This window comes from Streptomyces sp. NPDC101181, assembly GCF_044767975.1.
Classification (GTDB): Bacteria; Actinomycetota; Actinomycetes; order Streptomycetales; family Streptomycetaceae; genus Streptomyces.
In genome coordinates, this window is record NZ_JBIWOX010000010.1 from 97323 (window position 1) to 112457 (window position 15135).

Genomic DNA, 15135 nt, shown 5'->3' on the forward strand with positions numbered 1-15135 from the left:
GGGCGGTCGGCGTGGGCGTGCCGCGCGGGCCGGGGCGCGGGCGCCGGGGCCCGCCCGCACGGGCAGGGGAGCGCGGGGCCTCATGCGGCCGCCGCGGCGGGCCTCCGGTGGCGCAGCAGCCGGGCCCGCGCCAGGGTGCGGTCCGTCAGGGCGGGCTGGGGCACCGCGATCCCGCAGCCCGTGCACGCCGGTCCCGCCCCGGGTCCGCCGCCCGGCTGCTGCCGCCACTCGATGCCGGTGTCCTCGCAGACCGGACAGGCGGAGCCGGGTCCGGAGCCGAGCGCGGCGATGAGGCGGCGCAACACCTCGGCCAGTGGTTCGGTGGGATGGACCCCGGGGTCGGCGCACCGGACCACCCCGTGCCCGCCCCAGGTGCGGCGGTGCCAGTCGTCGAAGGACCCGGGGCGCCGCAGCCCCGCGTGCTTCTCGCGCCGCCGCCGCTCGGCGAAACCCGCCTCGTACGCGAGCCAGACCGCCCGCGCCTCCTCCAGTTCGTCCAGCGCGCGCACCAGACGCGCCGGATCGGGTGCCCGGTCCTCGGGAGCGATGCCGTGCCGGGCGCACAGATGATCCCAGGTCGCCCGGTGGCCGTAGGGGGCGAATCTCTCCAGGCACTTGCGCAGCGAATACCTCCGCAGCGCCAGATCGCCCCGGGGATCGCGGACCTGTCTCGCCAGACTCCGGAAACCGGCCATGGCACTTGCCACCTCCGTCGCTCGTCCTTGGACGTCAAGGAATGGACGTACGCCTGCCCGTTTCGGCTCCATCGAAAGATGAAATCCGTCCATTGGCCGAGACTGCCCATGCCGGCCGTGCGACGCCGGCGGTGGTGAAAGGGCGTGCGGGCGGGTGGCCAGGGGGGCGCGCGGCGGTTCCGCGACGCCGGGACGGCGACCCGGGCGGGGGCGACGGGACACCGGTACGACAGGGGGCGCCCGGCGCGGGGGCGGGGCCGCCCCCGGCCACGCGGTGGCCGCGGGTCGGCTGGAAGTCGCGCCCGAGCAGCACCGGTCCCTCTCCCCGCCCAGGCCCCCGCGCCGCTCCCCGCGCGGCGTCAGCCGCCGTAGCGCAGATACCGCCGGCGCTTCGCCCGGAACGCCGCCAGGTCCTCCTGCCACGCACCGGCCACCGCGTCGGTGTCCGCGCCCGCGTCGATCATGGTGCGCACCCGGGTGTTGCCGGTGAGCTTGTCGATCCAGTGGTCGGGCCGCCAGGCGAAGCCGCTCCAGGTGGCCTTCGCCGTCACCAGCAGGGCGATGCCGGTACGGACCGGGTCGAAGACCTCCCGGTCCCGCACGTGCACCTGCACCCCGCCCACCGTCTTCCCCTGGAACTTGGAGAACGTCGGCGCGAAGTACGCCTCGCGGAAGGCGACTCCGGGCAGGTCCAGCGCGTTCGCGGCGGCCGCCCACCGGTGGTCGACGCCCTCCGCGCCGAGCAGTTCGAAGGGGCGCGTGGTGCCCCGGCCCTCGGAGAGGTTGGTGCCCTCGAAGAGGCAGGTGCCGGAGTACACGAGGGCCGTCTCGGGTGTCGGCATGTTCGGGCTGGGCGGCACCCACGGCAGCCCGGTGGCGTCGAAGAAGTCCGAGCGCCGCCACCCCGACATCGTCACCACCTCCAGCCGCACCGGATTCTCGTGCAGGAACTCCGCGTTGAAGAACAGCGCCAGCTCCGCCACCGTCATCCCGTGCGCCTGCGCGATCTCCCGGCGGCCGACGAACGTGGCGAACGCCGGGTCCAGCACCGGTCCCAGCGCGGCCCGCCCGGTCATCGGGTTCGGCCGGTCCAGCACGACGAGGCGCTTGCCGGCGAGCGCGGCCGCCTCCATGCAGTCGTACAGCGTCCAGATGTACGTGTAGAAGCGCGCGCCCGCGTCCTGGATGTCGAAGAGGACGGTGTCCACGCCAGAGGCGGTGAAGACGTCCGCGAGTTCCTGCCCGCTCTTGAGGTACGTGTCGTAGACGGGCAGTCCGGTCGCCGGGTCGTCGTAGCGCCCTTCCGAACCGCCCGCCTGGGCGGTGCCGCGGAAGCCGTGCTCGGGGCCGAACACGGCGGTGAGGTTCACCCGGGAGTCCGGGTGCATCACGTCGACGATGTGCCGGACGTCGGCGGTGACCCCGGTCGGATTGGTGACGACGCCGACCTTCCGGCCGCGCAGCAGCCGGTAGCCGTCGGCCGCCAGCCGGTCGAAGCCGGTGCGCACCCGGCCCCGCCCGTGTCCGTGTCCGGGTGAGGCGGAGGCGGGGGCGGCGCCCGTCGCCGCGAGCGCGCTCACCGCGCCTCCGGCGGCCAGCAGACCCCGTCGGGACAGACTCATCGGGCTACCTCCATGATCATGCCTTCGTCACCGCTCCTGATCGAGCCGGATGTCATGCCCACGCACGCTAGCGCGGGCCGGAGCGGCGCGGAACGACCCGCGCCGAGCCGGTTCCCGAGCCGCCCGTACGGCCGCCCCCGCCCTGCCCGTACGGTCCGCGCCCCCCGCGCCCGGCCCTTCCCCGGTCACATACCGACCGGTTAGTCTGCCGCTGTGACCGGGCAGGACCGGGCGGACGCGAGAGAGGCGGGACGAGCATGGACACGGTGCGGGGCGCGGGCGTGGTGGTCACCGGGGCCGCGGGCGGCATCGGAGCGGCACTCGCCCGCAGGTTCGCCGCCGAGGGGGCGCGGGTGGTGGTCAACGACCTCGACCTCGCGCGGATCGGGCCCCTCGCCGAGGAGATCGGCGGCGTCGCCGTCGCCGGGGACGCCTCGGGGATCGTGGACACGGCACGGGACGCGCTGGGAGGCGCCGTCGACGTCTACTGCGCCAACGCGGGCCTGGCCTCGCCGGGCGACGCGTTCGCCGACGAGGAGGTCTGGGCGGCGGCCTGGGACGTCAACGTGATGGCCCATGTCCGCGCGGCCAGGGCCCTCCTGCCCGACTGGCTGGAGCGCGGCGGCGGCCGCTTCGTCGCCACCGCCTCGGCCGCCGGACTGCTGACGATGATCGGCGCGGCCCCGTACAGCGTGACCAAGCACGGGGCGGTCGCCTTCGCCGAGTGGCTCTCGCTGACCTACCGGCACCGGGGCGTCAAGGTCCACGCGATCTGCCCGCAGGGCGTGCGCACCGACATGCTCACCGCCGCCGGTTCGGCCGGTGAGCTGGTCCTCGCGCCGGGGGCGATCGAGCCGCAGGACGTCGCCGACGCGCTGTTCGACGCGATGGAGGCCGACCGCTTCCTGGTCCTGCCGCACCCCGAGGTCGCCGGGTACTACCAGGCACGCGCCACCGACCCCGACCGCTGGATGGGCGGTATGAACCGGCTCCAGCGGACGTGGGAGGAGGCGGGCGGAGCGTGAGCGGGACGACGGGCACCGCCGCCCCACCCAACGCGGCCGCCGGAGCGCCGCGCCCCGGGGCCCCGGGGAGCCTGGCCGGGCCGCCGAAGGCGGCGAATGGGAAGATCCTGGGGCGGGGGTCGTGTTCTCCCTGCCAGGACCGCGTCGGGACAGCCCACGCACGGTGGACGAGAAGGGTTGCGGCTCATGGCCAGGGTGACGGACCAGAACGGCTCTCCCGTACCCCGGAGGCTGCTGGCCGCCGCCACCCGGCTCTTCGCCGAACGCGGCTACGACCGCACCTCGGTGCAGGAGATCGTCGAGGCGGCCGGCGTCACCAAGGGGGCGCTCTACCACTACTTCGGCTCCAAGGAGGATCTGCTCCAGGAGGTCTACGCCCGGGTGCTGCGGCTCCAGCAGGAGCGCCTGGACGCCTTCGCGGGCGCGGACGCCCCGGTCGAGGAGCGACTGCGCGACGCGGCGGCCGACGTGGTCGTCACCACCATCGACAACCTGGACGACGCGGCGATCTTCTTCCGCTCCATGCACCATCTGAGCCCCGAGAAGAACAAGCAGGTACGGGTGGAGCGCCGCCGCTACCACGAGCGGTTCCGGGCGCTGGTCGAGGAGGGGCAGCGCAGCGGGGTGTTCTCCGCGGCCACCCCCGCCGACCTGGTCGTCGACTACCACTTCGGCTCGGTCCACCACCTCTCCACCTGGTACCGACCGGACGGACCGCTCAGCCGCCAGGAGGTCGCCGACCACCTCGCGGACCTGCTGCTGCGGGCGCTGCGCCCCTAGCGCCGCGCCCCCAGAGGGTGCGGTCCGTCCGCCGTGGCCGGACGGCCGGATCGTGAGACGTCCCGCTGGCCCGTTCGGCGCGAGGGGGCGAGCCTGGAGGTACGGCATCGGCCCGGCCTCCCCGGGAGGCGGCACGCGCGGGCCCACGGCTGTTCGTTAAATGAACAGACGTGTCCGGTTTCCGCTCTTGACGGAGTACTGTCATTTCCCTGAGCATCGGTCACGCATCGCGCACCACCAGCTCCAGGACCCGGCCGGGCACCGCGCCGCCGGGTACCCCCCGCACGTTCCGTCAGTCCCCAACGGAATCCGGAGCCCGTGAATGAGACCGCACCGCTTCACCCTGCGCAGATCCCCGGCGGCCGTCGCCGCCCTCGCCCTCGCGGCCCTCCTCGCGACCGCCGCGCCCGGCGCGCAGGCGGCCCCGGCGGCCGCACCGGAGGCAGCCGCGGCCGCCGCCCCCGACATCCCGCTGGCCAACGTCAAGGCCCACCTCTCGCAGTTCTCCACCATCGCCGCCAACAACGGCGGCAACCGCGCCCACGGCCGCCCCGGCTACAAGGCGTCCATCGACTACGTGAAGGCCAAGCTGGACGCCGCCGGCTACACCACCGCGCTCCAGCAGTTCACCTCCAACGGCGCCACCGGCTACAACCTGACGGCCGACTGGCCCGGTGGCGACCCGAACAAGGTCCTGATGGCCGGGGCACACCTGGACTCCGTCTCCTCCGGAGCCGGGATCAACGACAACGGCTCCGGTTCGGCCGGCGTGCTGGAGACCGCCCTCGCCGTCTCCCGCGCCCAGTTGAAGCCCGACAAGCACCTGCGGTTCGCCTGGTGGGGCGCCGAGGAACTGGGCCTGGTCGGCTCCCGGTACTACGTCAACAACCTGCCGTCCGCCGAGCGCGCCAAGCTCACCGGCTACCTCAACTTCGACATGATCGGCTCGCCCAACGCCGGTTACTTCGTCTACGACGACGACCCGGTCATCGAGAAGACGTTCAAGGACTACTTCGCGGGCCTCAACGTCCCCACCGAGATCGAGACCGAGGGCGACGGCCGCTCCGACCACGCTCCGTTCAAGAACATCGGCGTCCCCGTCGGCGGCCTCTTCACCGGCGCCGGATACACCAAGTCGGCGGCCCAGGCGCAGAAGTGGGGCGGTACCGCGGGTCAGGCCTTCGACCGCTGCTACCACTCCTCCTGCGACAGCCTGAGCAACATCAACGACACCGCCCTGGACCGCAACAGCGACGCCGCCGCCCACGCCGTCTGGACCCTGTCCGCGGGCTCCACCGGCGAACCGCCCACCGGCACCGTGTTCTCCAACGACGCCGACGTGGCCATCCCGGACGGCGGGGCGGCCGTGACCTCGTCGGTCGCGGTCACCGGCCGGACGGGCAACGCCCCGGCCGCACTCCAGGTCGGCGTCGACATCAAGCACACCTACCGGGGCGACCTGGTCATCGACCTGCTGGCCCCCGACAACACCGCCTACCGGCTGAAGAACTCCAGCAGCGGCGACTCGGCCGACAACGTGATCACGACGTACACGGTCAACGCCTCCGCCAAGGCCGCCAACGGCACGTGGAAGCTCCGGGTCCAGGACGTCGCCCGCCAGGACACCGGCTACATCGACAGCTGGAAGCTCACCTTCTGACCGTCGCCGCTCCCGGGCCGCCCCCTTCTCCGGGGGGCTGCCCACGCGTTACTCCCGCGGGCAGCCCACACCCATCCCCCGGGGTGCCGCTCTGGCTCCGATCCGGTTCCGGGTGGCCACCGCCGCCTGAGCCCACGGACGGCCACGGGAGCGCACAGAGACGCCCCGCCGGTACTCGCCGCCCGGCGGGGCGTCTCTATGTCCGGGGAGAGCGACGGAGACCCCACGACGGGCCTATGCCGCCCCGGGCTGCTCCAGCAGCAGCTCATCCCCGGCGCGGAAGCGGTCGGTGCCGCCCTCCTCCCAGGCCACGACCACGAACAGGCCGCCGATCGCGCCGATGTCGGTTTTGACGGCCTTCACGGTGCGCCACTTCCCCTCGTAGCCGATCCGGTCACCCGGGCCGACGAGCGCGGCCACCCTGGTCGGCGTCACCGCTCGGGCTCCTCAACCCTGACGATGCGTTCCAGAGGCACGTCCCACTCGATGCCACCGCCCGGCGGGCGCATGAACGCCTGGCTCTTGACGAGCCTGTTCTTCTCCTTGGTGCGCTCCTCCAGCACCCAGATCAGGGAGCCACTGCGCTCCGAGATCTTGTCCATCACCAGCGTTCCGGCCGGGTAGGGGAGCGGCCCCTCACACAGCCTCGTCTCAACTTTGCCGGTCACTCCCGACCGCCTTTCCGGAGCGCGTCGGCCAGCCGCACGGCCACGTTGGCGCGCACCCGTCCGAGGTCCACGAGCCGCAGTTGCGGGGACGCGACGTCAACCGCGAGCGAGGGAAGCACGATCCCCGCCCCGGCCAGTGCTGCCCTGAGGGACTCCATCGCCGCGAAGGGGTCGAAGTCCTGCTGTTCCTTGGTTGCCATGAACGGGACGCTAGAAGTGGGCAGTTGCCCGGCGGTACGCTGTTTTCTCATGTTTGCTCGACCGGTCTGAAAGATTGCCGATGTTTTCTCCGGGACCGTGCCTGACCCCGTAGAACCGAGCCGACGGCCCGGCCATGCTGTTGGATCAACACCCCTGGAAGGGAGAGCGTCATGGCTCGTCAGTTGCGCTTCACCGGCACAGATAGCAAGGTCGATGGCTGCCCCGCCCTGCACACAGACGAAGGCACCGGCGAGATCATCGTGCAAGGCGCGCCCGTCAACGACCCGGCAGATCTGGCGCAGCTCAAGCACTTCGGGCAGGGCGATGCAGCGGTGTCCGTACCGCGCGAACTGCTTGTGAACTGGGGACCGAAGGAGATGGAGCGGGTGCCGGACCTCGTGGATCGGGCCACCTTCCGCCGCCTCTTCGAGACCTTCAAGCACACCGCTTGGCGGCTGGAGACCCGACGCGGCTACGCCTCGGACCGTGAGGACCCCGACTTTCAAGCGTTCATGGCCACCGGTTCCTCGCCCTGCGACCCCAACGAGCCCTGGTTCGTCAACATCAAGGCCCAGACCGAGGCAGGCAAGACGGTCGGCCGTGTGCGCGTCGCTGATAAGCCCATGACCGTCGAGCAGCGGTTCCTACTCGACTACGCCCGGCACAACGCGGCGGTTGGCGAGGACATGCGGTACCTGTGGCGCGAGGACGCGGCCGACCTGCCTGCCGAAGACTTCTGGATCTTCGACTCAAGGATCGTCGCCCTGCTGCACTTCGACGACGCCGACAACATCACGGACATCGAGCTGATCACCGAACCGGCCGAGGTCGTGCGGTACGCCACGGTCCGCGACGCGGCCATGCACCACGCTGTGCCGTTCGATCAGTTCGCCGCAACCGAATAGAGCGCATGACCGGTGAGCACTGACTACCAGCAAGCCAGGGTGGCCTTGGGGGCGCGACTGCGCGAACTCCGGTTCACCTGCCCTGGTGGTCGGCTTACCGGTCAGCAGCTCGCCCAGCGTCTGGGGTGGCAGGGCTCCAAGGTCAGCAAACTGGAGAACGCGAAGCAGACGGCCACCCCCGAGGACCTGAGGGCGTGGGCCGACGCGACCGAGCAGCCGGGCGCATACCCCGAGCTTGCCGCCCGGCTGGCGGGGTTCGAGTCCCACATCCGGTCATGGCGTCGCGCGCTGGCGAACGGCTTCAAGCCGCTGCACGAGGGCCTGACTGCGGAGATCGACCGCACCTCGAAAATGTGGCTCTGGGAAGAGTCGGTGATCCCCGGCCTGTTGCAGACCCCCGAGTACGCGCGCCACGTCATCCAGCGGTACGCCGAACTGCTGGGCGGAGCCAGTGACGTTGACGCCGCCGTGCGCTCCAGGGTGCAGCGGCAAGAGTGGCTGTACCGGCCTGGTCGCAAGCTGCATGTCCTGATGTGGGAAGCCGCATTGCGCTCGCTGATCTGCCCGCCTTCCGTGCTGGCTGCCCAGCTCGACCGCCTCACCGGAATGGTCGGCATGGACACGGTCGAGTTGGGCGTCGTCCCCTTCGCAGCCTCCGTCAAGATCGTGCCCGCCAACGGCTTCTGGGTCCTTGATGACCGGCTGGTGGTCGCGGAGGACTGGCACGCCGAGATGTGGTTGGACGACGCAGACAACATCGCCCTGTACTCGAAGGTCTGGAAGACCCTCAGCGAGTCGGCCGTCTACGGGTCCGACGCTCACAACGTCATCAACGCGGCGCGTCGTGCGCTGAACCCGCGTTGATGACGTTGTGGGGTGTCTGGGCTAGAACACGCCGAGCGAACTCATCAACATCAGGCACAGGGTCAGGGAACCCCCGAATGCGCCTCCGCCGAAGAGGACAGCCGGAGCCTTCGGAGACGCCGGGGTGTGCTTGAGCAGACCCGCCACGATGCCGACGATGACGGAGGTCAGAGCGCAGATGATGACCACCAGTACCTTGACGCCAAGAGGGAGATTCAACGGTCCGAGTACCTTTCCGGTGATCGGACCTTGGCACGTCAGCCTCAGCCGACCACCACGCTTCGCACGTGTTGGCCTTACTGAGGCCGCCCAACAAACGGTCTCGGCGCGAGTTTGACCGCTCGCTTCGGTCGGAGGTTTCTGCCTCTCAGGAGATTTTCGGTGGTTGCCCACTCCCCGCCTAAGTTGGTTTGCGAGATGTAGCCTACCGCTCTTCCGGGGCCTCGTGCTGGCGGGAACGGCCTGAGTGCTGTAGACACCCGGCCAGGCCCCCGGAGACCCCACGGGAGCCCGGAGCGGGGCATACAGGCCGCAGGAACAGCGAAGGGGCACCCCAGACGGGGTGCCCCTTCGATCAGAGATCGTTCACTCAGCTACGACCACGTGGCCCACGCCAACAACGACGCTTACGGCTGACATAATAAATTCAATAATCTTCATGCCAACCTCCACCTTACGATTTGAAATTGTGAAAATGGAGCGGATGCTCCAGGTCTTGCCCTTACGGTGCGTGCGAATGACCTTGGTGAACTCGTAGAAGTGCCAAAGCGCCATACCAACCGCAAGTGTGATTGCCGGATTTGAACCGGCCGTAGCCATAGCTGGATCAACGCTCTCGTTCTCTAAGTATAGTCGAGGCAGGCGCATTTATCTAGGCTCGGGGCTCGTGCTGGCCGGGGGAGGGCTGGCGTCATGTTGAGACCCCTGGGGGCTCGCCAGCCTAACTTCCCGTGAATGATCTCAATACTTCTCGTCACTGGCGCTCAGGGGGTCGCCAACCCTCCAGGTACTTGCGCCAACCGCAAGCCCGACAGCACTTGTACGGGCCTGAAATCCCGTGCTCTCCTGGTACCAGCCGGGCGGCACAGCCCCCGGTTAGGGGCTCACCTGTCTGCCTCGGTGATGCAACCCCGCAGATCCCGCCGTGTTCGGCACTCCCTTGCCACACCTCAGACGGGAACCCCGATGTCTGCACGCACATTCAGCCCTGACGCCCTGCGCCAGATCCGGCGCGACCGTGGCGTAACCCAGGTCGAGCTGGCCGCCGTACTCGGCCGCAACTTCACCACGATCTCCATGAAGGGCGTCGGCCGACCGAAGCCGAAGCCCTACCCCCTGTCGAAGCGTCTCTTCAACGAGCACACCGGGTGCAACTCGCATCACGTCGGCATGGCGCGCACGAGCCGCGATGGCCGCTGGTATCGCTGTTCCGGCCTCGCCCCGAACTACCCCGGTGACACGGTCTGCACCTGCAAGATGGTGGACGCCGACGCGATGGAGTCAGCGGTCTGGGGCCAGGTCGTCAACCTGCTGGGTAATCCCGACCGACTGAAAGCGATGGCGGCTGAGTGGGTTGGCATGGCTGAGGGTGACCAGGTGCAGCACGCCGACCGGATCGAAGACTTCGACCGCCAGATTGCGAACCTGGACACGGCGATCACGACCACTATTAAGGAGTACGCCAAGGCAGGGCTGCCCGCGTCGGCCGTGGCCCAGGTGACGGCCGCCCTGGTGGAGGAGCGCCGACAGCTCACCGACCTGCGCGACGAGGCCGCCTCGTGGCTGGAGGAGACCGAGGCCACCGCCCAGCGTGCCCGCGACCTCGAAGCGCTGGCGACGATGGCGCGCACCCGGCTGGCCGACATGGACCCCGCGCATCAAGCCGAGGTGCTGGGCCTGCTGGACGTGCGCGTCACGATCACCGGCTCTGTGCCCAAGCCCAAGCTCGGGCTGTCCTGCTCGATGGCGGAGTGGTTCAAGGCCGCCGATCGGCTCGTGCCGGACGAGCTGACCGATGCGACCTGGGTCCTGATCGAGCCGACCGTGAAGGCGTGGGAGCCGGAGCACCCGAACCGCCGACTCATCCCGAGCCGACGAATGATCGACGCCATGTTCCACAAGGCGCGGACCGGATGCCGCTGGCAAGACCTGCCCGAGCGGTTCGGTCTATGGAAGAGCATTCACAGCCGCTACAAGCGGTGGCGCATCGAAGGCGTCTGGGATCAGATCATGTCGGCCCTGCCCAATGAGGGTCAGCCAGTGTGGACCCCGTCCTTGGTGCCGCCCTTCCGCGTGGAGGGCCGAGTTGACCCGCGCGTCCTGACCGACGCCGATGCGGGAGCTGGGGCGGTGGCTCCGGAAACAGGTATCCCCACGCCTCACACGTACCGCTTGATCTCCCGCCGGGCCAGCGACCGCTGGTGCACCTCGTCCGGGCCGTCCGCCAGCCGCAGCGTCCGCGCCGCCGCCCACAGCTCCGCCAGCGGGAAGTCCTGGCTGACCCCGCCCGCCCCGTGCAACTGCACCGCGGAGTCCAGGATGTCCACGACCGCGCGCGGGGTGGCGATCTTGATGGCCTGGATCTCGGTGTGCGCGCCCTTGTTGCCGACGGTGTCCATCAGCCAGGCCGTCTTCAGCACCAGCAGCCGCAGCTGCTCGATCGTGACCCGGGCGTCCGCGATCCAGTTGCCCACCACGCCCTGCGCGGCCAGCGGCTTGCCGAACGCCGTACGGGACACGGCCCGTCGGCACATCAGCTCGACGGCCCGCTCCGCCATCCCGATCAGCCGCATGCAGTGGTGGACGCGCCCCGGGCCCAGCCGCGCCTGCGCGATGGCGAAACCGCCGCCCTCCTCACCGACCAGGTTGGCGGCGGGCACCCGCACGTCGTGGAAGACCACCTCGGCGTGGCCCCCGTGGGAGTGGTCCTCGTACCCGTACACCCGCATCGCCCGCCGCACCTCGACACCCGGGGTGTCCCGGGGCACCAGGATCATCGACTGCTGGCGGCGGATATCCTCGCCGTCCGGGTCGGTCTTGCCCATCACGATGAAGACCGCGCAGTCCGGGTTCATCGCCCCGGAGATGTACCACTTGCGCCCGTTGACGACATAGTCATCGCCGTCCCGGATCATCCGGGTCTCGATGTTCGTCGCGTCCGACGACGCCACCTCCGGCTCCGTCATCGCGAACGCCGAGCGGATCTCCCCGGCCAGCAGCGGCTCCAGCCACCGCTTCTTCTGCTCCCCGGTGCCGAACTGGAACAGCACCTCCATGTTCCCGGTGTCCGGGGCCGCGCAGTTCAGCGCGGTCGGCGCGAGGTGCGGGGAGCGGCCGGTGATCTCCGCCAGCGGCGCGTACTGGAGGTTCGTCAGCCCCGCCCCGTACTCCGCGTCCGGCAGGAAGAGGTTCCACAGCCCCTGCCGCCGCGCCTCGGCCTTGAGCTCCCCGACGACCGCCGGGGTCTCCCACGGCGAGGCGAGCCGCGCCCGCTGCTCCTCGGCGACCTGCTCGGCCGGATACACGTGCTCGTCCATGAACGCGAGCAGGCGGGAACGCAGCTCCTCGGTACGGGCGTCGAATGCGAAGTCCATCTGTGGTCAGCCTTCCTGGAGAGTGGTGAGGCCGTGCGCGATGAAGACCGGGACCAGCTCGCCGATCCGGTCGAAGCCCGCGCCGACGGTCCGGCCGAGGGTGTAGCGGTAGTGGATGCCTTCCAGGATCACGGCCAGCTTGAACCAGGCGAACGCGGTGTACCAGGCGATCGCTGAGGTGTCGCGGCCCGAGCGGGCCGCGTAGCGCTCGACCAGTTCGGCGGGGGAGGGGTGGCCGGGTGCCCCGCTGGTGGTGGAGACGGGCGACGCCGGCAGACCCAGGTCGGAGCTGTACATCACGAGCAGCCCGAGGTCGGTCAGCGGATCGCCCAGCGTGGACATCTCCCAGTCCAGGACGGCCTTGATCCGGTCGTCGTCGGAGCCGAGCAGCACGTTGTCCAGCCGGTAGTCGCCGTGCACCACGGTGGGCGCGGGGGAGGAGGGCAGCTCCCGGCCGAGCGCGGCGTGCAGTTCGTCGATGCCGGCCAGATCGCGGTTGCGGGAGGCGTCCAGCTGCTTGCCCCAGCGCCGCAGCTGCCGGTCCAGGAACCCCTCCGGCCGCCCGAAGTCCCCCAGCCCGACCTCCCGCGGGTCCACCGCGTGCAGGTCGACCAGGGTGTCGACCAGGCCGAGGACCGCCGCCCGGGTGCGCTCGGGGCCCAGCGGCGCGAGCTGCTCGGCGGTGCGGTAGGGCGTCCCGGCCACGTACTCCATCACGTAGAACGGCGCCCCGGTCACCGTGTCGTCCTCGCAGAGCAGCAGCGGCTCCGGCACGGGGACGGCGGTGGGGTGCAGGGCGCTGATCACCCGGTGCTCACGCGCCATGTCGTGCGCGGTCGCCAGGACGTGACCGAGCGGCGGTCTGCGCACCACCCACTGCCCGGCGCCGTCGCCGACGACATACGTCAGGTTCGAGCGGCCGCCCTCGATCAGCCGCGCTTCCAGCGGCCCGCTCACCAGTCCCGGCAGCGCGCGGTCGAGGTGGGCGCGCAGCCGTTCGGGGTCGATGCCTGGCGGGGGGACGGGACTCATGGGGCGCACCTCCGGGGCGACGGAACGATCGCCCACCATGATGCCGACCAGTCGGTATGTCGTCCAGTGCCTGCCGCGCCGCTTCTCCCGCGAGGGCGCCTGCCACGGCCCCGGAGCTGCCGGTACCCCTGAGTTGCGGCATCCCCGGCCCGCGCGGAAGGTCGAGGGATGAAGGCGATCAGCTACGACGCGTACGGCTCGGCCGACGTCCTGGAGTACGGCGAGCGGCCCGACCCGAAGGTCGGCCCCGACACGGTCCTGGTGAAGGTACGGGCGGCGGCCGTCAACCCGGTCGACTGGAAGGCCCGCGAGGGCCACCTCCAGGGCGGCCTCGAAGCGGTCTTCCCGGTGATCCCCGGCTGGGACGTCTCCGGGGTGGTCGTGCAGCCCGGTATCGCCGTCGACGAGTTCGCGGTGGGCGACGAGGTCATCGGCTACGTCCGCGAGGACTTCCTCTCGCGCGGCACGTTCGCCGAGTACGTGGCGGCCCCCGTGCGCACCCTCGCCCGCAAGCCGCTGAGCCTGAGCTTCGAGGAGGCGGCGGGCCTGCCACTGGCCGGGCTCACCGCGTACCAGGTCCTGCACCGCACCCTGAAGGTCCGCGAGGGCGACACCGTGCTGGTCCACGCGGCCGCCGGCGGCGTGGGGTCGCTCGCCGTCCAGATCGCCCGGCACACCGGCTGCCGGGTCGTCGGCACCGCGAGCCCCCGCAACCACGACCACCTCCGCAGCCTCGGCGCGGAGCCGGTGGAGTACGGCGAGGGCCTGGCCGAGCGGCTGCGGGAGCTGGTCCCCGGAGGCTTCGACGCCTCCTTCGACACGGTGGGCGGCGACGCGCTGCGGGCCTCCGCCGACACCCTCGCCCCGGGCGGACGGCTCGCCTCCATCGCGGACGGCGAGGTCTTCTCGTACGGCGGCCGCTACGCCTTCGTCCGCCCCGACGCGCACGACCTGGCGCAGGTCGCGGAGCTGGCCGAGCGGGGCATCGTCACCGTCCACGTGGACCGGGTCTTCCCCCTGGAGCGGGCGGCCGACGCGCACCGGCTCAACGAAGAGGGACGGACCCGGGGCAAGATCGTGGTGACGGTGGACTGGGACGGCTGAGGAACCCGCCGGACCGGGCCGGAACGCCGTCAACTCCGGCCGGCCGGACGTGGCGGAGCTCGCGACGGTCCCGGCCGGACGGAAGGTGGACCCGGCACACCCCCGGCTGGGTCCGAGCCCGCAACGACCCCGAGTCCGGCTGGAGTGGCGCACGCCCACGACCCCGGCTCCGTCCGGAGCGGTGCGGGCCCGGCTCAGGCGGGCGCCCGGCTCAAACGCGCGCCCTGCTCAGACGCGTGCCCGGCTCAGAACAGCATCGCCGCGGCGAACACCGCCAGCGACACCGTGCACAGCGCGGTGAGCAGTGCCCCGCCCGGCGCGAGCGGTTGAGGCCGGGCCACCCCCAGGCGCAGCACCCTGCGGTGCGCCACCGCCAGAAAGCCCAGCCACGCCACCGCGCACAGCGCCATCGCGACCAGCGCGGCCGGGGTCGCGCCGCTGTGCAGCGCCTGCCGTACCGCGAGCAGCGCCACGACCGTGGCCGACAGCGTGGTGCGCCGCCACGCCAGCCGGGTCCGCTCGGGCTGAAGTCCCGGATCCCGCTCCCCCTCGCCGTCCCGCGCCGCCGCCGTCACCGGCCCTCCCAGCCGAAGAGGACCACCACCACCATCGCCACGGCGACGACGGCCACCGCGAGGGACAGCAGCGCCGGGAACCGGGACACCGGCAGATCCTCGCCCCGGCGCATCGCCCGCTCGCACCGCACCCAGTGGTTGACCGCCCGCAGCGCGCACAGCACGCCCGCGACCAGCAGGCCGAGGGCGAGCCCGGCCCGGACGCCCCACACCAGCTCCGGCAGGAACTGGTCGACGGCGAAGCCCCCGCCGATCAGGGCCAGCGCCGTCCGGATCCAGGCGAGGAACGTCCGCTCGTTGGCCAGCGAGAACCGGTAGTCGGGGGTGTCCCCCTCCTCCCGGACCCGCTGCGGCGCGAACCACAGCCGTACGCTCTGCGCGATCTTGTTCACACGGGCACCCTAAGGGCCG

General features: G+C 71.2%; 18 protein-coding genes and 1 pseudogene. 7 read left to right on the forward strand and 12 right to left on the reverse strand.

Annotated features, from left to right (window positions below; translation table 11 throughout):
- Positions 1-80: 80 nt before the first annotated feature.
- Positions 81-695 (reverse strand): hypothetical protein, encoded by a 615-nt coding sequence (locus tag ACIRRU_RS16885; protein WP_403680956.1) that lies wholly within the window; start codon positions 693-695, stop codon positions 81-83.
- Positions 696-1054: 359 nt separating this feature from the next.
- Positions 1055-2317: an exo-beta-N-acetylmuramidase NamZ domain-containing protein gene (locus ACIRRU_RS16890; RefSeq protein WP_403680959.1), complete on the reverse strand. Its 1263-nt coding sequence runs from the start codon at positions 2315-2317 to the stop codon at positions 1055-1057.
- A gap of 257 nt (positions 2318-2574) precedes the next feature.
- Between ACIRRU_RS16890 and ACIRRU_RS16895 the strand changes: the two genes are divergently transcribed.
- From ACIRRU_RS16895 to ACIRRU_RS16905, 3 genes are all read left to right on the forward strand, one after another.
- On the forward strand, positions 2575-3342 hold the full coding sequence (locus ACIRRU_RS16895; protein WP_403680961.1) for an SDR family oxidoreductase: 768 nt from the start codon (positions 2575-2577) through the stop codon (positions 3340-3342).
- Between the two features lie 186 nt (positions 3343-3528).
- Positions 3529-4122: a TetR/AcrR family transcriptional regulator gene (locus ACIRRU_RS16900; RefSeq protein WP_403680964.1), complete on the forward strand. Its 594-nt coding sequence runs from the start codon at positions 3529-3531 to the stop codon at positions 4120-4122.
- Positions 4123-4444: 322 nt separating this feature from the next.
- Positions 4445-5782, forward strand: coding sequence for a M28 family metallopeptidase (locus tag ACIRRU_RS16905; protein ID WP_363204642.1), 1338 nt, complete (start codon positions 4445-4447; stop codon positions 5780-5782).
- A gap of 234 nt (positions 5783-6016) precedes the next feature.
- On the opposite strand, the gene ACIRRU_RS16910 is transcribed toward ACIRRU_RS16905, so the two are convergent.
- Genes ACIRRU_RS16910 through ACIRRU_RS16920 form a run of 3 tightly spaced genes read right to left on the reverse strand, consistent with a single transcriptional unit; the run spans position 6017 to position 6650 of the window.
- Complete coding sequence (locus ACIRRU_RS16910) at positions 6017-6217, reverse strand: hypothetical protein (RefSeq protein WP_403680966.1); 201 nt, start codon at positions 6215-6217, stop codon at positions 6017-6019.
- The gene (locus tag ACIRRU_RS16915) at positions 6214-6450 is read right to left on the reverse strand and encodes a hypothetical protein (RefSeq protein ID WP_403680968.1); all 237 of its coding nucleotides are present in this window, start codon (positions 6448-6450) and stop codon (positions 6214-6216) included. Before ACIRRU_RS16915 ends, ACIRRU_RS16910 begins: the two co-directional genes overlap by 4 nt.
- Positions 6447-6650 (reverse strand): hypothetical protein, encoded by a 204-nt coding sequence (locus ACIRRU_RS16920; protein WP_403680969.1) that lies wholly within the window; start codon positions 6648-6650, stop codon positions 6447-6449. Before ACIRRU_RS16920 ends, ACIRRU_RS16915 begins: the two co-directional genes overlap by 4 nt.
- Positions 6651-6821: 171 nt before the next feature.
- Between ACIRRU_RS16920 and ACIRRU_RS16925 the strand changes: the two genes are divergently transcribed.
- On the forward strand, positions 6822-7556 hold the full coding sequence (locus ACIRRU_RS16925; protein ID WP_403680971.1) for a DUF6879 family protein: 735 nt from the start codon (positions 6822-6824) through the stop codon (positions 7554-7556).
- A gap of 12 nt (positions 7557-7568) precedes the next feature.
- Complete coding sequence (locus ACIRRU_RS16930) at positions 7569-8420, forward strand: helix-turn-helix domain-containing protein (RefSeq protein WP_403680975.1); 852 nt, start codon at positions 7569-7571, stop codon at positions 8418-8420.
- Positions 8421-8441: 21 nt separating this feature from the next.
- Here the strand turns inward: ACIRRU_RS16930 and ACIRRU_RS16935 are convergent, their stop codons facing one another.
- The 3 genes from ACIRRU_RS16935 to ACIRRU_RS16945 form a co-directional block, all read right to left on the reverse strand.
- The gene (locus tag ACIRRU_RS16935) at positions 8442-8639 is read right to left on the reverse strand and encodes a hypothetical protein (protein WP_403680978.1); all 198 of its coding nucleotides are present in this window, start codon (positions 8637-8639) and stop codon (positions 8442-8444) included.
- A 366-nt stretch (positions 8640-9005) separates the two neighbouring features.
- A complete protein-coding gene (locus ACIRRU_RS16940) occupies positions 9006-9239 on the reverse strand; it encodes a hypothetical protein (protein ID WP_403680980.1) in 234 nt (77 codons plus the stop codon).
- A 681-nt stretch (positions 9240-9920) separates the two neighbouring features.
- On the reverse strand, positions 9921-10301 hold the full coding sequence (locus ACIRRU_RS16945) for a hypothetical protein (RefSeq protein WP_403680982.1): 381 nt from the start codon (positions 10299-10301) through the stop codon (positions 9921-9923).
- Positions 10302-10382: 81 nt separating this feature from the next.
- Here ACIRRU_RS16945 and ACIRRU_RS16950 point away from each other — a divergent pair.
- Positions 10383-10640, forward strand: a pseudogene (locus tag ACIRRU_RS16950) (transposase); the annotation flags it as partial.
- A gap of 158 nt (positions 10641-10798) precedes the next feature.
- Here ACIRRU_RS16950 and ACIRRU_RS16955 read toward each other — a convergent pair.
- Complete coding sequence (locus ACIRRU_RS16955; RefSeq protein WP_403680985.1) at positions 10799-12013, reverse strand: acyl-CoA dehydrogenase family protein; 1215 nt, start codon at positions 12011-12013, stop codon at positions 10799-10801.
- Positions 12014-12019: 6 nt separating this feature from the next.
- Complete coding sequence (locus ACIRRU_RS16960; RefSeq protein ID WP_403680988.1) at positions 12020-13045, reverse strand: phosphotransferase family protein; 1026 nt, start codon at positions 13043-13045, stop codon at positions 12020-12022.
- A gap of 168 nt (positions 13046-13213) precedes the next feature.
- Between ACIRRU_RS16960 and ACIRRU_RS16965 the strand changes: the two genes are divergently transcribed.
- A complete protein-coding gene (locus ACIRRU_RS16965) occupies positions 13214-14149 on the forward strand; it encodes an NADP-dependent oxidoreductase (RefSeq protein ID WP_403680990.1) in 936 nt (311 codons plus the stop codon).
- Positions 14150-14394: 245 nt separating this feature from the next.
- Here ACIRRU_RS16965 and ACIRRU_RS16970 read toward each other — a convergent pair whose 3' ends face one another.
- Both ACIRRU_RS16970 and ACIRRU_RS16975 read right to left on the reverse strand, forming a co-directional pair.
- Complete coding sequence (locus ACIRRU_RS16970; RefSeq protein WP_403680992.1) at positions 14395-14724, reverse strand: DUF202 domain-containing protein; 330 nt, start codon at positions 14722-14724, stop codon at positions 14395-14397.
- Complete coding sequence (locus ACIRRU_RS16975) at positions 14721-15116, reverse strand: YidH family protein (protein WP_403680995.1); 396 nt, start codon at positions 15114-15116, stop codon at positions 14721-14723. The genes ACIRRU_RS16970 and ACIRRU_RS16975 overlap by 4 nt, the downstream gene beginning before the upstream one ends.
- Positions 15117-15135 lie beyond the last annotated feature (19 nt).

Bases quoted from the DNA above. Each gene is read 5' to 3' on its own strand.
- ACIRRU_RS16885 (WP_403680956.1), bottom strand. From the start codon at position 695: ATGGCCGGTTTCCGGAGTCTGGCGAGACAGGTCCGCGATCCCCGGGGC.
- ACIRRU_RS16890 (WP_403680959.1), bottom strand. From the start codon at position 2,317: ATGAGTCTGTCCCGACGGGGTCTGCTGGCCGCCGGAGGCGCGGTGAGC.
- ACIRRU_RS16895 (WP_403680961.1), top strand. From the start codon at position 2,575: ATGGACACGGTGCGGGGCGCGGGCGTGGTGGTCACCGGGGCCGCGGGC.
- ACIRRU_RS16900 (WP_403680964.1), top strand. From the start codon at position 3,529: ATGGCCAGGGTGACGGACCAGAACGGCTCTCCCGTACCCCGGAGGCTG.
- ACIRRU_RS16905 (WP_363204642.1), top strand. From the start codon at position 4,445: ATGAGACCGCACCGCTTCACCCTGCGCAGATCCCCGGCGGCCGTCGCC.
- ACIRRU_RS16920 (WP_403680969.1), bottom strand. From the start codon at position 6,650: ATGGCAACCAAGGAACAGCAGGACTTCGACCCCTTCGCGGCGATGGAG.
- ACIRRU_RS16925 (WP_403680971.1), top strand. From the start codon at position 6,822: ATGGCTCGTCAGTTGCGCTTCACCGGCACAGATAGCAAGGTCGATGGC.
- ACIRRU_RS16940 (WP_403680980.1), bottom strand. From the start codon at position 9,239: ATGGCTACGGCCGGTTCAAATCCGGCAATCACACTTGCGGTTGGTATG.
- ACIRRU_RS16955 (WP_403680985.1), bottom strand. From the start codon at position 12,013: ATGGACTTCGCATTCGACGCCCGTACCGAGGAGCTGCGTTCCCGCCTG.
- ACIRRU_RS16960 (WP_403680988.1), bottom strand. From the start codon at position 13,045: ATGAGTCCCGTCCCCCCGCCAGGCATCGACCCCGAACGGCTGCGCGCC.
- ACIRRU_RS16965 (WP_403680990.1), top strand. From the start codon at position 13,214: ATGAAGGCGATCAGCTACGACGCGTACGGCTCGGCCGACGTCCTGGAG.